At 64.8% G+C, this 15836-nt stretch carries 15 protein-coding genes; 11 read left to right on the top strand and 4 right to left on the bottom strand.

What is annotated here, in order from left to right; genetic code table 11:
• From ADADOO_RS08660 to ADADOO_RS08640, 5 genes are all read left to right on the top strand, one after another.
• A partial coding sequence (locus ADADOO_RS08660; protein ID WP_511276752.1) for an aldolase/citrate lyase family protein occupies nt 1-662 on the top strand: 662 nt, incomplete at its 5' end.
• Nucleotides 649-2187 carry a citrate lyase subunit alpha gene (citF, locus tag ADADOO_RS08655; protein WP_511276750.1) on the top strand — a complete coding sequence of 513 codons (1539 nt, stop codon included), beginning with the start codon at nt 649-651 and terminating at the stop codon, nt 2185-2187. The genes ADADOO_RS08660 and citF, both read left to right, overlap by 14 nt.
• Nucleotides 2162-2665, top strand: a complete 504-nt coding sequence (gene citX, locus ADADOO_RS08650; RefSeq protein ID WP_511276748.1) for a citrate lyase holo-[acyl-carrier protein] synthase — start codon at nt 2162-2164, stop codon at nt 2663-2665. The genes citF and citX overlap by 26 nt, the downstream gene beginning before the upstream one ends.
• Entirely contained in the window at nt 2637-3518 is an 882-nt protein-coding gene (locus ADADOO_RS08645; RefSeq protein WP_511276746.1) for a triphosphoribosyl-dephospho-CoA synthase, read from the top strand. Before citX ends, ADADOO_RS08645 begins: the two co-directional genes overlap by 29 nt.
• Nucleotides 3519-3606: 88 nt before the next feature.
• Nucleotides 3607-4539, top strand: coding sequence for a phosphoribosylaminoimidazolesuccinocarboxamide synthase (locus ADADOO_RS08640; protein WP_511276744.1), 933 nt, complete (start codon nt 3607-3609; stop codon nt 4537-4539).
• A 165-nt stretch (nt 4540-4704) separates the two neighbouring features.
• Here ADADOO_RS08640 and ADADOO_RS08635 read toward each other — a convergent pair whose 3' ends face one another.
• The 3 genes from ADADOO_RS08635 to ADADOO_RS08625 all read right to left on the bottom strand — a co-directional run bounded on the left by ADADOO_RS08635 (nt 4705) and on the right by ADADOO_RS08625 (nt 6887).
• The gene (locus ADADOO_RS08635; protein WP_511276743.1) at nt 4705-5070 is read right to left on the bottom strand and encodes a hypothetical protein; all 366 of its coding nucleotides are present in this window, start codon (nt 5068-5070) and stop codon (nt 4705-4707) included.
• A 156-nt stretch (nt 5071-5226) separates the two neighbouring features.
• A complete protein-coding gene (locus ADADOO_RS08630) occupies nt 5227-6306 on the bottom strand; it encodes a Ppx/GppA phosphatase family protein (RefSeq protein ID WP_511276741.1) in 1080 nt (359 codons plus the stop codon).
• A gap of 5 nt (nt 6307-6311) precedes the next feature.
• Nucleotides 6312-6887, bottom strand: a complete 576-nt coding sequence (locus ADADOO_RS08625) for a DUF4337 domain-containing protein (protein ID WP_511276739.1) — start codon at nt 6885-6887, stop codon at nt 6312-6314.
• Between the two features lie 256 nt (nt 6888-7143).
• Between ADADOO_RS08625 and ADADOO_RS08620 the strand changes: the two genes are divergently transcribed.
• From ADADOO_RS08620 to ADADOO_RS08595, 6 genes are all read left to right on the top strand, one after another.
• A complete protein-coding gene (locus tag ADADOO_RS08620) occupies nt 7144-8238 on the top strand; it encodes a class 1 fructose-bisphosphatase (protein WP_511276738.1) in 1095 nt (364 codons plus the stop codon).
• Between the two features lie 164 nt (nt 8239-8402).
• Nucleotides 8403-9275, top strand: a complete 873-nt coding sequence (locus tag ADADOO_RS08615) for a phosphoribulokinase (protein ID WP_511276737.1) — start codon at nt 8403-8405, stop codon at nt 9273-9275.
• Between the two features lie 145 nt (nt 9276-9420).
• Nucleotides 9421-11463, top strand: a complete 2043-nt coding sequence (tkt, locus tag ADADOO_RS08610; protein WP_511276735.1) for a transketolase — start codon at nt 9421-9423, stop codon at nt 11461-11463.
• Between the two features lie 203 nt (nt 11464-11666).
• Complete coding sequence (gene gap, locus ADADOO_RS08605; RefSeq protein WP_511276733.1) at nt 11667-12686, top strand: type I glyceraldehyde-3-phosphate dehydrogenase; 1020 nt, start codon at nt 11667-11669, stop codon at nt 12684-12686.
• Between the two features lie 116 nt (nt 12687-12802).
• Entirely contained in the window at nt 12803-13840 is a 1038-nt protein-coding gene (gene fba / locus ADADOO_RS08600) for a class II fructose-bisphosphate aldolase (protein ID WP_511276732.1), read from the top strand.
• Between the two features lie 426 nt (nt 13841-14266).
• On the top strand, nt 14267-14539 hold the full coding sequence (locus tag ADADOO_RS08595; RefSeq protein ID WP_511276730.1) for a hypothetical protein: 273 nt from the start codon (nt 14267-14269) through the stop codon (nt 14537-14539).
• A 31-nt stretch (nt 14540-14570) separates the two neighbouring features.
• Here ADADOO_RS08595 and fba (ADADOO_RS08590) read toward each other — a convergent pair whose 3' ends face one another.
• Entirely contained in the window at nt 14571-15635 is a 1065-nt protein-coding gene (gene fba / locus ADADOO_RS08590) for a class II fructose-bisphosphate aldolase (RefSeq protein WP_511276728.1), read from the bottom strand.
• Nucleotides 15636-15836: the final 201 nt, after the last annotated feature.

The raw sequence follows: 15836 nt of genomic DNA, 5'->3' as shown, positions 1-15836 counted from the left end.
CCGGCCTGCCCGACGGCATCCGGCTACCCAAGGCCGATTCGCCGGAAATCGTCGAACGCCTGGATACCCTGCTCACCGAATACGAGGAGGAGCTTGGCCTGGACATCGGCCATTTCCGCATCCTGCCCTCAATCGAGACGGCGCTCGGCGTGATCAACGCGACCAGCACGGCCAGGGCCTCGACGCGCCTGATCGGGCTGGCCTTCGGCGCCGAGGATTACACGGCGACCATGGAGATTGAGCGCACCAAGAGCGGCGAGGAATTGTTCAACGCCCGCATGCGCGTCCTGTGGGCGGCCAAGGCGGCGGGCATCCAGGCTATCGACACGATTTTCGCCGACGTCGGCGACATGGACGCGCTGCGCCGCGAAACCGAATTGATCAAGCGCCTCGGCTTCACCGGCAAATGCATGGTCAATCCGCGCCAATGCGAGGTCATCCACGCCGTCTTCGCGCCGAAAGCCGAAGAGGTCGAACACGCGCTGCAGATCATCGACGCCATCAAGCGTGCCCGCGAAATGGGCACCGGGGTCATTTCGCTCGGCGGCAAGATGATCGACGCCCCGATCGTCATCCGCGCCGCGCGGGTGTTGCGCACCGCCCAGGCGCACGGCCTGGTCGATATCGAAATCAGCGAGGAGGACATTCATGGCACGGAATAGCCTGGGCCGGGAAATCCCGGAGACCTTTGCCGGCAAAAAGCTGGTTCCCTACGCCGACCCGTGGTCGCTGCAGCCGCACGCCGAGCGCTCGACGCGGGCGATCCGCCGGCTGACCCACAACGGCAGCAAGCTGGTCGGCGGCCTGCGCGACGCCATCCTGGCCGTCGGCCTCAAGGACGGCATGACCATCTCGACCCACCACAGCCTGCGCAACGGCGATTCGCTGCTGAACGACCTGGTCCGCGAAATCGACGCCCTGGGCATCCGCGACATCAAAATCGCTTCCAGTTCGATCCATGTCGTGCACAGCGAGCTGATCCCCTTTATTCGCAAGGGCACCATCACGGGCCTGGAATGCGGCGTCAACGGGCCGATCGGCGAGCTGATCTCGAAGGGCGAACTCGATTGTCCGGTCACCGTGCGTTCCCACGGCGGCCGGGCGCGCGCCCTGATTTGCGGCGAAGTCCCGGTCGACGTCGCCTTCCTGGCCGCGCCGTGCTGCGACGAGTACGGCAACTTCAACGGCTACTACGGGCCGTCGGCCTGCGGCAGCCTGGGCTACGCCCAGGTGGATGCCCAGCACGCCCAACAGGTGGTCGCGGTGACCGACAACCTGGTGCCCTTCCCGGCGGTGCCGATCGGCATTCCGCAAACGGTGGTCGATTTCGTCGCGCAAGTGACTAGCCTGGGCGATCCGAAGAAGATCGTCTCGTCGACGACACGCATCACCACCGACCCGATCGGCCTGCAGATCGCCAAGTACGCGGCGATGGTGATCCGCGCCTCGGGCTACGTGAAGGATGGCTTCTCGTTCCAGACCGGCACCGGCGGCATCTCGCTGGCCGTCGCCGAGCATGTCCGCAACATGATGCGCCAGGGCAAGGTCAAGGGCAGCTTCGGCTGCGGCGGCATCACCGGCTATTTTGTCGACATGCTGGAGGAAGGGCTGTTCGAAGCGCTGTTCGACGTCCAGTGCTTCGATTTGAAGGCAGTCGAGTCGATCGGCCGCAACCGCAAGCACCAGGAAATGACCGCCGGCACCTACGCCAACCCGTTCAACTGCGGCTCCGTGGTCAACCGCCTCGATTGCGCAATATTGAGCGCCACCGAAATCGACGTCGATTTCAACGTCAACGTCAATACCGAGTCGATGGGTTATCTGCTGCACAACACCGGCGGCCATTGCGACGTCGCCGCCGGCGCCAAGCTGGCCATCGTCGTCGCCCCGGCCATCCGCGGCCGTCTGCCCATCGTCCGCGACGCCGTGACGACGATCACGACGCCGGGAGAAACGGTCGGCGTCGTCGTCACCGAACGCGGCATCGCGGTCAACGACCGGCTGCCCGAGCTGAAGGCGGAACTGATCCGGATGCGCGCCCCGGTCAAGGACATCCACCAGTTGCGCGACGAGGTCTACGCCATCACCGGCGTGCCGCGGCCGATCGAGTTCGACGACAAGGTCGTCGGCCTGATCGAATATCGCGATGGCTCGATCATCGATGTCGTCCGTCAAGTTCGCCAATAGGTTCCTGGCCGCCCGGGACGCCCGCCAGGAGCTGCTGTCCCGCGCCCTGTGCGGCGGGCGGCCGGCGGTCCTGTTCGTCTCGCTCAACCTGCCGGGCCCCGACAAGTCGCCGCCCGGCGCAACGGCGCTGTTTCGCCGGGGCGGCGAACAGATCGCCGAAACCTTTCCCGGATCCTTGCTGCTGGCTGTAGATCGCGACGCCCTCGGGCATTTCGCCCTGCGCGTGCTCGACGCCGAACCGCTCGCGGTCAAGCGGCTGTGCATAGTCATCGAGGAAAGCCATCCAGCCGGCCGCCTGCTTGATCTCGATGTTTACTCGCCGGCAAGCGGCCAGATCGGCCGTGCCCACCTCGGCCTGCCGGCCCGACGCTGCCTGCTCTGCGACCAGCCGGCCGTCGACTGCATGCGTACCCGGCGGCACGCCAGCGGCGAAGTCATCGCATTAGCCCATGAACTGCTCGCCCATTTTCGCCCTTGAGAAGCTGGCCGGCGCGCTAGTCCAGGGCGCGGCGCTGGAGCTCTACCTGACGCCCAAACCGGGTCTGGTCGACCTGGCCGATTGCGGCGCGCATCCCGACCTGTCGCTGGCCATCATGGAACGATCGATCCGCATCGTGGCCGATTATCTGGATGAAATCGTCCGCTCACTGGCCGAAGGCGAGCCGTTTCTCTGTCAGAAGAAGATCGGCCTGCGCACCGAGCGGCGCTTGCAGGAAAGTCTGGGCACCAATACCCACAAGGGCTACGTCTTTCTCAGCGGCATGTTGCTGATCGCCCGCTGGCGGGCAGCCTCGTCGGACGAGCCGGCCATTCGGCAGGCGTTGTCGGGGCTGGCCGGCATTTTTTTCAGGGCCGACCGGGATCGCTCCAGTCATGGCAGCCAGGCCAGGGAACGCTATGGCGCCGGGGGAATCGTGGCGGAATCGCTGCGTGGTTTTCCGGCTGTCTTCGACCAGGCGCTGCCGGCTTTTCGCGCCGCGATGCAGCGCCGGGGCTGCTTCAACGAGGCCTCCTTTGCCATGCTGGCGCGCCTGATGCAGACCGTCGACGACACCACGACGCTGCATCGCGGCGGACCGGCCGGGCTGGCCCGAGTCAAGCGGGACGGCCGACAACTGGAACAAATGATTGCGTGCGGCGACGACTACATCGCTTATCTCAAGGGGCTGAACCGGGACTATATCCGGATGAACCTGACCATCGGCGGCAGCGCCGATCTCCTCGGCCTGGCCTACGGCATCCTGATCGCCGGCGGCGAAATCCCCGCGCCATCGCTTGAGCCGGCGGGTAGCGAAGGCTTTATTTTGGTAACCGACCGCCGTTCGGGCTGAGCCAGGTCGAAAGCCTGGTGGCCGGACGCATCCAACGCCTGCCGCCAGGTTAATTTATAATGCGCGTTTTGCCTTCGGGAACACTATCGTGACCGCTCCACTTTTCGAATCCACCATCACCAGCCTGCCCCTGCTCAACAAGGGCAAGGTTCGCGACATCTACGCCGTTGACGCCGACAAGCTGCTGATCGTTACGACTGACCGCCTGTCCGCCTTCGACGTCATCCTGCCCGACCCGATTCCGCGCAAGGGCGAAGTCCTGCAGGCCGTCGCCAATTTCTGGTTCGAGAAACTCGGCCACATCGTGCCCAACCAGCTGACCGGCATCGATCCCGAATCCGTCGTCGCCGCCAACGAGCGCGAGCAGGTGCGTGGCCGCGCCGTCGTTGTCAAGCGCCTCAAGCCGCTGCCGATCGAGGCTGTGGTCCGCGGCTACGTCATCGGTTCCGGCTGGAAGGATTACCAGCAGACCGGTGCCATCTGCGGCATCGCCCTGCCGGCTGGCCTGAAGATGGCCGCCAAGCTGCCGTCGCCAATCTTCACGCCGGCCACCAAGGCGGCCGTCGGCGACCATGACGAAAACGTCTCCTTCGCCGTCGCCCAGGCCAACTGCGCAGCCGACCTTGCCGAAGCGCTGGCCGGCACCGGCAAGAACGGCGCCCAACTGGCCGACGAAGCCCGCCTCGCCGCCATCCGCCTCTACGAAGAAGCCGCCATCTACGCCCGTACCCGCGGCATCATCATCGCCGACACCAAGTTCGAATTCGGTATCGACGCCGCCGGCACCCTGCACCTCATCGACGAAGCCCTGACCCCGGACTCCTCGCGTTTCTGGCCGGCCGACCAGTACGAAGAAGGCAAGAACCCGCCCTCCTACGACAAACAGTTCGTCCGCGACTACCTCGAAACCCTGGACTGGGGCAAAGTCGCCCCCGGCCCGAAGCTGCCAGCCGACGTCATCGCCAAGACCAGCGCCAAGTACATCGAGGCTTACGAAAAGCTCACCGGCAAGACGCTGTAAGCGGCCGTCGTTGCCTCGGGCGAGGGGCGCGGCCAGATGACCGGCCCCTCCCGTGCTGCCCGGCATGCGGCTCGTTTCGGCCGCCACCGGCGCCGTTGCCTCTGAGTCCTGCGGTCAACCGGAAATATTGGCCAAAAATCAGCCGCGTTCTACCGGCCCGGCAATTTACTGTGCCGGTGCGGTTTCGGCTTTTTCGATTTCGGTCAGCGTCAGGTAGCCGTCCTTGGTGTTGATGACCTTGTAGGTGGCATCGGGCTTGGCCTGAGCTTTTTTGAGCACGGACTGCCATTCGACCTCGGCCGAGCGCAGTCCGTCGATTTTCTTGTGCAGCGACGCCACGCTGTCGGCCAGGTCGGTCTTGAGCTCTTCGTTGAATTGCTCGACCTTTTTGGCGGTCGGGTTCATGACGATGAGCACGGTGTTGGCCAGCGTCAGCACGAGGGCGACGGCAACCAGGATCACTGTCAACTTTTCAAATGATCGCGCCTTGGCGGGCTGCTCCTGGCTGTCTTTGGCTTCTTTTTCGCTCATGGTCTCGCTCCCGGGTTGCTTGGTGTATTGACCATTACGGCCGATGTCGGGGCGAACTTGAGTTTTGCGCGGCGGGACGGGAAATCGGGCGTGCTACGGTCAACTGGAAATAAGGGCCAAATTTGAAATTGTCGGGGCAGCGGCGCGATACAAAAATTACCGCCGGCAGGTGGCCGGATCGCTGAAATAGGCGCCAACGCCTATCGTGCGCAGGCGCCGCAGGTAGCAGTCGTGTTGCGCCGCCCAGCGGTAGCCGCGGTTGTCGGCGAGCAAGCCGGGCAGGTTGGTGAGGTCGATCTCGGCGATGCGCAGGTCGTGGCCGCCGGTGGCTTCGACCAGCCCTTCGACCAGTAGCAGGTCGGAAATCAGGTAGGCGGCGTGCCGGGGGTCGCTGCCCAGCTGGCGGGCCATCTCGTCGCGGCTGAGGCCGGCGTGCAGTTCGAGCGTGGCGCGCAACAGGGTGGGCGATATTTCGCCCAGGGCCGGGCGGTTGAACAGGCGGGCGACGGCCGGGGCGACACCGCGTGTTATCGGGCGGCTGATGGCCGTCATCGTCGCGCCGTGCGGCAGGTCGCGGGCGATGCCGTGCAGGCGGCTACGGAGCAGGGCGCGGGCGCGGTCCACTTCCGGCGGGGTCATCGGCTGCAAGGCGCAGGGCAGTTCCGTTGTCTGGCGCAGGGCCTGGCACAGTTCGCGGTGCCACAATTTCTGGCCGAACAGGGCGCCGAAGGAGTGGCTGGCGCCGGCAATCTGCAGGCTGCCGCCGCCGATGTCGAGGATGTGGCTGGTTGTCAGCCGGTCGCCCAGTAGCTGGCGGGCTCCTTGATAGCCGTAGGCACCTTCCTGGCGCTGCGGAATGACCAGTACGGCGACGCCGCTGGCCTGGCGGATGCCGGCGAGGTCGGCGGCCAGCTGTTTGCGGTCGACCTGGGCGGCGATGCGCCAGGCCGAGAAGCCGCCGCCCAGTCGGGCGCAGTCTTGGCCGAAGCCGCCGCTGGCCGGCAGGCTGCGCAGGGCGGCGATGGTCGGCGGCAGCGTTTCGGCCAGCCCGCGCCCGGCCGACAGCGGGCCGAGGTAGTCGATGTCGGCGCGCATGACTTCCGCCCGGCCGGCCTGGCCGGCGCGGATGCCCGAGGAGCCCATGTCGAAGGCGATACGACAGGGCTCGCCGGCCGTCGCGATGGCCGCCAGCAGGCAACCGGCCAGCCCGGCGAGCAGGGCGCGCAGACGCGACACGCCGCTCAGAGGTGCAGGTAGCCCATGACCCCGGCGACCAGCCCGAGGCCGGTGGAACCGTAGACGCCGACCAGCATCCAGCGTTTGCGGGTGAGCAGGGTGATGGCGGAGAGGGCGATGGCGATCTGGATCAGCGTGGTGGCCAGGGCCCAGCGCTCGTGGACGTGCATTTCCTTTTCGCTGTGTTGATCGGCGGCCTTGGCTTCGGCTTCGAGCTTCTCGGCCTCGGTCTTGATCTCGTCCTTTTCCTTCTTGTAGCGCTCGATGGCCTGTTTGAATTTTTCCTGCTCCTCGCCGTGGGTCAGGACGACCGACAGTTCGGCCAGATTTTGCTTGTTGCTCTTGGCCTGGTAGTAGTTCCACTGGTTGGAGGCCGACGTCTTCTCGATGGCGGCGTCGTTCTTGTAGAGCAGGGCGGCGTTCTGCGAGTGGCCGCCCAGGTAGCCGAAGATGGCGCCGACGGTCGACAGGACGGCGGTGAGCACCGCGATGCGCGACGTGAAGGTGTCGCCGCCATGCTGGGCGACGTGTTCGACTTCGTGATCGTGCGGGCCATGAACGTGAAAGCCGTGTCCGGACATTGTGTTTCCTTTTGACGAGTTAGGGCTGCAGGGTGGCGGCGAAGAGCCGCATTTTATATCCGGCCGGCGTCGGCATCTCGTTGGGCACGAAGTCGCCGGAACCTTGATCGAGGTGGCGAAATCGTGAAGTGGCCGGTAAATCCATGGATGATAAGCAATGGCTTACTTGGTTGATAAGAAACTTTGACTGTTACTTAATTAACAAGTCACTTATCTTGGCTGCCAATGCGGTAACACAAGAATGATTGGAGACACCATGCAATTCGGCCGTACGACCCTCTCGAAATTCGTCATCGAAAACACCCGCGCCAGCCACGGCGAACTCGGCGCCCTGCTCATCGACGTCGCCGCCGCCGTCAAGACGATCTCGGCGATGGTCGCCAAAGGCGCGCTGGCCGGCCATCACGGCGCGCTGGACAGCACCAATATCCAGGGCGAGGTGCAGAAGAAGCTCGATGTGCTGACCAACGAGGCCATCCTGCGCCATTGCGAGTGGGGCGGCCAGCTGGCCGGCATGGCCTCCGAGGAAATGGATGATCCGTACCCGATCCCTGCCGAATACCCGCGCGGCCGTTACCTGCTGGTTTTCGACCCGCTCGACGGTTCGTCGAACAGCGACGTCAATGTCTCGGTCGGCACCATTTTTTCGATATTTTCGCGGTCGACCCTAGGGCAAGCCGTTGATTCTATGGTCGTGGGCGATGCGCAACTTGGCGATTTCTTGCGCCAAGGCAGCGAGCAGGTGGCTGCCGGCTACGCCATCTACGGTCCATCGACGATGATGGTGCTGACCCTGGGCAACGGCACGCACGGCTTCACGCTGGACCGCGAGAGCGGCAACTTCATCCTGACCCACGCGAACATCCACGTCCCGGAAGACACCCGGGAGTTCGCCATCAACACTTCCAACGAGCGTTTCTGGGAGCCGCCGGTGCAGCGCTATGTCAGCGAATGCAAGGCCGGCAAGACGGGCGTCCGTGGCGAGGATTTCAACACCCGCTGGATCGCCTCGATGGTCGCCGAAGTGCACCGCATCCTGATCCGCGGCGGCATCTTCATGTACCCGAAGGACAGCAAGGACCCGAGCAAGCCGGGCCGTCTGCGCCTGCTCTACGAAGCCAACCCGATGGCGATGCTGATCGAGCAGGCTGGCGGCGCGGCGAGCACCGGCCGCCAGCGCATCCTCGACGTGGTGCCGGACAGCCTGCACCAGCGCCTGCCGGTCATCCTCGGCTCGAAGAACGAGGTCGAGCGGCTGGAGCGCTACCACCAGGAATACGACAGCGGCGCCGACCGCCCCTTCGTCTCGCCGCTGTTTTCGGAACGCTCGCTGTTCCGCGACTCAGCCTAGGGGAAACGCCGACTTAATCCGTTCGCCCTGAGCCCTTCGACCCTGCTCAGGACAGGCCTGTCGAAGGGCCGTGTACCAAGGGCTTCGACAGGCTCAGCCCGAACGGTTTGGAAGAGATCAGTGGTTCCATAGGGCACAGCATTCATATCCGCAGGGAGGCAACAATGTCCGTCAAACACCCCATCATCGCCATCACCGGCTCGTCCGGCGCCGGCACCAGCACGGTGATGCAGAGCTTCCAGCACATCTTCCGCCGCGAGTGCCTCGATGCCCAGATCGTCGAGGGCGATTCCTTCCATCGCTACGACCGCCTGGCCATGCGCGCCGAAATGAAGGCGCAGGAAGAGGCCGGCAATCGCAACTTCAGCCACTTCGGGCCGGAGGCCAATCTGCTTGAGGAACTGCAGGATCTGTTCATCGCCTACGGCCAGAACGGCACCGGCAAGGTCCGCAAATACCTGCACGATGCCGGCGAGGCGGAGCCTTTCGGCCAGCAGCCGGGCACCTTCACGCCGTGGCAGGAGATCACCGCGACCACCGACCTGATGTTCTACGAAGGTCTGCACGGCGCCTACGCCGATGACCAGATCGACATCGCCAAGCAGGTCGATCTCTGCGTTGGCGTCGTGCCGACCATCAACCTCGAATGGATCCAGAAGCTGCACCGCGACCAGAAGATGCGCGGCTATTCGCAGGAGGCGGTGACCGACACCATCCTGCGCCGCATGCCGGACTACGTCAGCCACCTCTGCCCGCAGTTCTCGCGCACCCACGTCAATTTCCAGCGCGTGCCCATTGTCGATACCTCGAATCCCTTCATCGCCCGCGACATCCCGAGCGCCGACGAAAGCATGGTGGTGATCCGCTTCGCCAATCCGAAGGGCATCGACTTCCAGTACCTCATCAACATCCTGCACGGCGCCATGATGACCCGCCCGAACACGCTGGTCGTCCCCGGCGGCAAGATGGGCCTGGCCATGCAGATGATATTCACGCCGATGGTCCTGCGCTTGATGGACCACAAGCGGCGCGCCTAGGGAGCCGCTGATTGATTGACCACCGTTCGGGCTGAGCCCGTCGAAGCCCCTGATTTATCGGGCTTGCCCTTCGACAGGCCTGTCCTGAGTAGGGTCGAAGGGCTCAGGGCGAACGGAAGTAATGGAGACCGAAATGGAACGAGACATGACCGAAACTACTTTCCGCCGCGAACTGGCCAACGCCGTCCGCTTCCTCGCCATCGACGCCGTCAACCAGGCCAAGTCCGGCCACCCCGGCGCCCCGATGGGCATGGCCGACATCGCCGAAGTGCTGTGGCGTGACCACCTCAAACACAATCCGGCCAACCCGCAATGGGCCGACCGCGACCGTTTCGTGCTGTCGAACGGCCACGGCTCGATGCTGCTCTACGCGCTGCTCCACCTGACGGGCTACGACCTCGGCATCGACGACCTGAAGAATTTCCGCCAGTTCGGCAGCCGCACCGCCGGCCACCCGGAGGTCGGCCACACGCCCGGCGTCGAAACGACCACCGGCCCGCTCGGCCAAGGGCTGACCAACGCCGTCGGCATGGCCCTGGCCGAAAAGCTGCTGGCCCAGCGCTACAACCGGCCGGGCTGCGCCATCGTCGATCACCGCACCTGGGTCTTCGTCGGCGACGGCTGCCTGATGGAAGGCATCAGCCACGAAGCCGGCTCGCTGGCCGGTGTCTGGGGCCTCGACAAGCTGACCTGCTTCTACGACGACAACGGGATTTCCATCGACGGCCATGTCAAAGGTTGGTTCCGCGACGACACCCCGGCCCGCTTCCGCGCCTACGGCTGGCATGTCATCGGTCCGATCGACGGCCATGATTCGGCGGCACTCAGCGCGGCCATCGCCGAGGCCACGGCGGTGACCGGTCAGCCGACGCTGATCGTCTGCCGCACCCAGATCGGTTGGGGCTCGCCGAACAAGGCCGGTTCGCACGACGTCCATGGCGCCCCGCTCGGTGCCGACGAAACGGCCGCCACCCGCGCCGCGCTCAACTGGTCGCATGGGCCATTCGACGTGCCGGACAGCCTGCGCGCCGCGTGGAATGCGCGGGCCACTGGCGCTGCTGCCGAAGCCAGCTGGCACAACAAGTTCGCTGCCTACCGCGCCAAATACCCCGAACTTGCCGGCGAGTTCGAGCGCACCCAATCCCACGGTCTACCGGAAAAATGGCCCGAAATCAGAGGCGAGCTGCTCGCCATGGCCGGCCGCAAGGAAGGCGCCATCGCCACCCGCAAGTCGTCGCAAAATTGCCTCGATTGGCTGGTCGACCGCGTGCCCGAACTGCTCGGCGGTTCGGCTGACCTGACCGGCTCCAACCTGACCGCCGGCAAGGGCAGCGTCGCCTTGCACGAGGCTGGCGAGCGGCAGGCCAACTACATTTCCTACGGCGTCCGCGAATTCGGCATGACGGCGATCATGAACGGCGTCGCGCTGCACGGCGGGCTGATCCCCTACGGCGGCACCTTTGCCGTGTTCTCCGACTACGCCCGCAACGCCATCCGGATGAGCGCGCTCATGAAGCAGCGCGTCGTCCATGTCCTGACCCACGACTCGATCGGCCTCGGCGAGGATGGCCCGACCCACCAGCCGGTCGAGCACGCCAGCAGCCTGCGCATCATTCCCGGCCTCGACCTGTGGCGGCCCTGCGACGAGCTGGAAACAGCCATCGCCTGGGCCGCAGCGCTCGAGCGCTGCGGTGACAACAGCGGACCTTCCGCCCTCTTTTTGTCGCGTCAAAACCTGCCGCAATACGGCGGCGCGGCGAGCCGGGCGGAAGGTGCCAGCCGGGGCGGCTACGTGCTCTCCGAAGCCGACGGGCCTTTACAGGCGGTGATCATCGCCACCGGCTCCGAAGTCGCCATCGCCATGCAGGCGCAGGCCATCCTGAAGGCCGGCGGGGTCGCCGTGCGCGTCGTCTCGATGCCCTGCACGCGGCGCTTTGACCAGCAGTCGTCGACGTGGAAAAAGCGCGTGCTGCCGCCGGACGTCTGCCGCGTCGCCATCGAAGCCGGGCAGACCGACTTCTGGCACAAATACGTCGGCCTCGACGGCGACGTGCTCGGCATCGACGAATTCGGCGCCTCGGCCCCGGCCCCGGTGCTCTACGACCACTACGGCCTGTCCGCCGACCACCTGGCGCAAACCGTGCTGCGCACCATCGTCAGTGCGGGAGGGAGCGATGGCGACTTCTAGTCGCGAGTCGGTAGTCGCTAGTTTTTAGCTACCGACCAATAACTATTTTCTCGGCTATCAATTAACCGTTCGCCCTGAGCCCTTCGACCCTGCTCAGGACGGGCTTGTCGAAGGGCCGTCCAGCAGGGGCTTCGACAGGTTCAGCCCGAACGGAGCCTGGGCTATTTATTGCAGATTTAATGACAACTATCAGGAGAAACCCCATGCCCATACGGGTGGCTATCAACGGCTTCGGCCGGATCGGGCGCATGGCCTTTCGCGCCATCGCCAAAGAGGCGGAGTTCGCCGACATCGAAGTGGTCGCCATCAACGACCTGCTCGAACCGGACTACCTCGCCTACCTGCTCAAGTACGACTCGGTGCACGGCAATTTCGACGGCGAGGTTTTGGTCGACGGCAACCACCTGCTGGTCGATGGCCGGCGTATCCGCCTGAGCGCCGAGCGCCATCCCGAGGCGCTGGCCTGGGGCGAGGTCAAAGCCGACGTGGTGATCGAAGCAACCGGTCATTTCCTGACCCATGAAAGCTGCCTCAAGCACGTCCATGCCGGCGCCCGCAAGGTCGTCCAGTCGGCCCCGGCCAAGGATGCGACGCCGATGTTCGTCTACGGCGTCAATCACAATACCTACGCCGGTGAGGACATCGTTTCGGCCGCTTCCTGCACGACCAACGGCCTGGCCCCGGTGGCCAAGGTGCTCAACGACAACTTCGGCATCAGGCGCGGCCTGATGAGCACCGTGCATGCCGCCACCGCCACGCAAAAGACCGTCGACGGCCCCTCCGGCAAGGATTGGCGCGGCGGGCGCGGCATTCTGGAAAACATCATCCCGTCCTCGACCGGCGCCGCCATCGCTGTCGGCAAGGTCATCCCGGCGCTGAACAAGAAGCTGACCGGCATGGCCTTCCGGGTGCCGACCTCCGACGTCTCGGTGGTCGACCTGACCGTCGAGCTCGAAAAGCCGGCGACCTACGAGGAAATCTGCGCCGCGATGCAGGCCGCTTCGAGCAAGGGGCCGCTCAAGAGCGTCCTCGGCTATACCGATGAAAAAGTGGTTTCCACCGATTTTCGCGGTTGCCCGAAGCCGTCGATTTTCGACGCCGGCGCCGGCATCGCGCTCGACCCGACCTTCGTCAAGGTCGTCGCCTGGTACGACAACGAGTACGGCTACACCTGCAACCTGCTGCGCCTCGTGCGCCACATTTCGGCAGCGCCAACAAAATGATTCTGGCGTCGTTGCGCCGCCTTGTCGTACCCATCGTACTGTCTGCGGCGGCGCGCCTAGCCAGAACCGCTGCGCTTCATTTTGTTACCGCTTCCCCCAAACATTAAGGACACGCCATGGCCCTCATTTCCCTGCGCCAACTGCTCGACCACGCGGCCGAGCACCGCTACGGTCTACCCGCCTTCAACGTCAATAACCTGGAGCAGATCCAGGCCATCATGCAGGCCGCCGAAGCCTGCGACAGCCCGGTCATCCTGCAGGCCTCGGCCGGCGCCCGCAAATACGCCGGCGAGCCCTTCCTGCGCAAGCTGGTCGAAGCCGCCATCGAGCAATACCCGGACATCCCCGTCTGCCTGCACCAGGACCACGGCACCTCGCCGGCCGTCTGCCAGCAGTCGATGCGCAGCGGTTTTTCGAGTGTCATGATGGACGGCTCGCTGGGCCCGGACGGCAAGACGCCGGCCAACTACGCCTACAACGTCCTGGTCACCCGCAAGGTGGTCGAGATGGCTCACGCCATCGGCGTCTCGGTCGAAGGCGAACTGGGCTGCCTCGGCTCGCTGGAAACCGGCGAGGCGGGCGAGGAAGACGGCATCGGCGCCGCCGGCAAGCTAGCCCACGCGCAACTGCTGACTGACCCCGAAGAGGCCGCCGACTTTGTCGACAAGACCGGCGTCGACGCCCTGGCCATCGCCATCGGCACCAGCCACGGCGCCTACAAATTCACCCGGCCGCCGACCGGCGAAATCCTCGCCATCGACCGCATCAAGGCCATCCACGCCCGCCTTCCCAACACCCATCTGGTCATGCATGGTTCGAGCAGCGTGCCGCAGGAATGGCTGGCGGTGATCCGCCAGTACGGCGGTGCGATCAAGGAAACCTACGGCGTGCCGGTCGAGGAGATCGTCGAAGGCATCCGCCACGGCGTGCGCAAGGTCAATATCGACACCGATATTCGGCTGGCCATGACCGGCGCCATGCGCAAGGCGATGGCCGAAAAGCCGGAGGAATTCGACCCGCGGGCCTTTTTGAAAGCCGCCGTCGTCGCGGCGCGCGACCTCTGCCGCCAGCGCTTCGAGGCCTTCGGCAGCGCCGGTCAAGCCAGCCGCATCAAACCCGTGTCTCTGGAAAAAATAGCTGCCGCCTACCGCTGACCAAACCGGGCACCACTCTGCTGACCCTTGCGTTTGCGGCCCCGCAGTCTGGGGCCGCTTTTTTTCGGCCGAGCTGATTTCATCGCGCCCTCCGCATCCTCTCCACCGATTTCGCCGGGCTCGGCGAAGAGGTCGGCAAGGTCACCGCATCCGGCGCCGGCGTCGCCGGCTCGGCCGTCCATGGGGCAGGAAAGGATAGTGACTCGCATCGCTACGACGCGATCATCGGCGCGTTGCAGGGCGTCGGCTTGTCGTTACGGTCAACCGGAAAAAACGGCCAAAAATGAAGTCAGCTCCGGCGCCGCCCACCTGGTCGAGGCGCATTTTTCTTTCGAACTTTGCGCCAATCCGCAGTCTAAAGAACGCCGAGATACGTCCCCCCGCCCGGTCAGCGCTGTACGCCTTCGATCATTCACGGAGACCCCCATGCCGAAATGGATCAACCTGCTGTTTCTTTCCTTCTTTACCGCCATTGCCGGCGAAGCATTTTTCTTCACCTTCATCGACCCGAAACTGCTCTACCTGTTCGGCGAGCCGGTGTACTGGAGCCCGCTGGTCGTCTACTCGCTCGGCTTCTTCATGTTCTGGGCCCTGACCGGCCTGACCGCGGCGCTGGTGGCCCTGATGCTGAAACCGGGGGACGAGGTGAACAGAGAGGGGGCGCACCTGTTTCCGCACGTAAAAAAGCCGCCCTTGTAGGCGGCTTTCACGGTCGACCGGAAATTTCGGCTTATTTCACAATCTGGTTGAGCTCGCCCTTGGCGTAACGCTCGGCCATCTTTTCCAGCGGCATGGCCTTGATCTGGCTGGCGCGACCGGCGCAGCCGAAGGCTTCGAAGCGGGCCAGGCAGATTTTCTTGGCGGCTTCGCGGGCCGGTTTGAGGTAATCACGCGGGTCGAACTTGGACGGGTTTTCGAACAGGTAGCGACGGATGGCGCCGGTCATGGCGAGGCGGATGTCGGTGTCGATATTGACCTTGCGCACACCGTGGGCGATGCCCTTGACGATTTCCTCGACTGGCACGCCGTAGGTTTCCTTCATGTCGCCGCCGAATTCGCGGATCTCGGCGAGCAGTTCCTGCGGCACGCTCGACGAGCCGTGCATGACCAGGTGGGTGTTCGGGAGGCGGGCGTGGATTTCCTTGATGCGGTCGATGGCCAGGATGTCGCCGGTCGGGCGCTTGGTGAACTTGTAGGCGCCGTGGCTGGTGCCGATGGCGATGGCCAGTGCGTCGCAGTTGGTCTCTCTGACGAAGTCGGCGGCCTGGTCGACGTCGGTGAGCAGTTGTTCGCGCGTCATGTGGCCGTCGGCGCCGTGGCCGTCTTCCTTGTCGCCCTTCATGGTTTCGAGCGAGCCGAGGACGCCGAGTTCGGCTTCAACCGAGACGCCGATGGCGTGGGCAAACTTGACCACTTCCCTGGAGACGCCGACGTTGTAGTCGTAGGAGGCGACGGTCTTGCCGTCGGCTTCAAGCGAGCCGTCCATCATCACCGAGGTGAAGCCGGAGCGGATCGCGGCCATGCAGACGGCCGGGCTCTGGCCGTGGTCCTGGTGCATGACGATGGGTAGGTGCGGGTAGGCTTCGAGGGCGGCGAGGATCTGGTGACGCAGGAAAGGCTCGCCGGCATATTTGCGGGCGCCGGCCGAGGCCTGCATGATGACGGGGGCGTCGATCTGGCTGGCGGCTTCGCAGATGGCCCAGACCTGTTCCATGTTATTGACGTTGAAGGCGGGCAGACCGTAGCCGTTTTCGGCGGCGTGGTCGAGCAGTTGGCGCATGGAGACGAGCGGCATGGTTCCTCCGGAGATGTTAGGGGCGGCACCGCTGGGGGCCACCAATGACGAAAAATTCCATTCTACTGTGAATGGCCGTGAATGCTGTATCGCGGCATCATGCCTCGGCGCTTGGGGCGTCGCTTGGCGGCGGCACGCTTTCGGCAAAACGCCAGCCATTGCGGCCGCCGGCCTTGGCGGCATAGAGGGCGAGGTCGGCGG

Source organism: Azonexus sp., assembly GCF_036170495.1.
Lineage (GTDB): Bacteria > Pseudomonadota > Gammaproteobacteria > Burkholderiales > Rhodocyclaceae > Azonexus.
The sequence above is the reverse complement of the archived record's forward strand: the minus strand, read 5'-3'. Positions and strand labels throughout refer to the sequence as shown.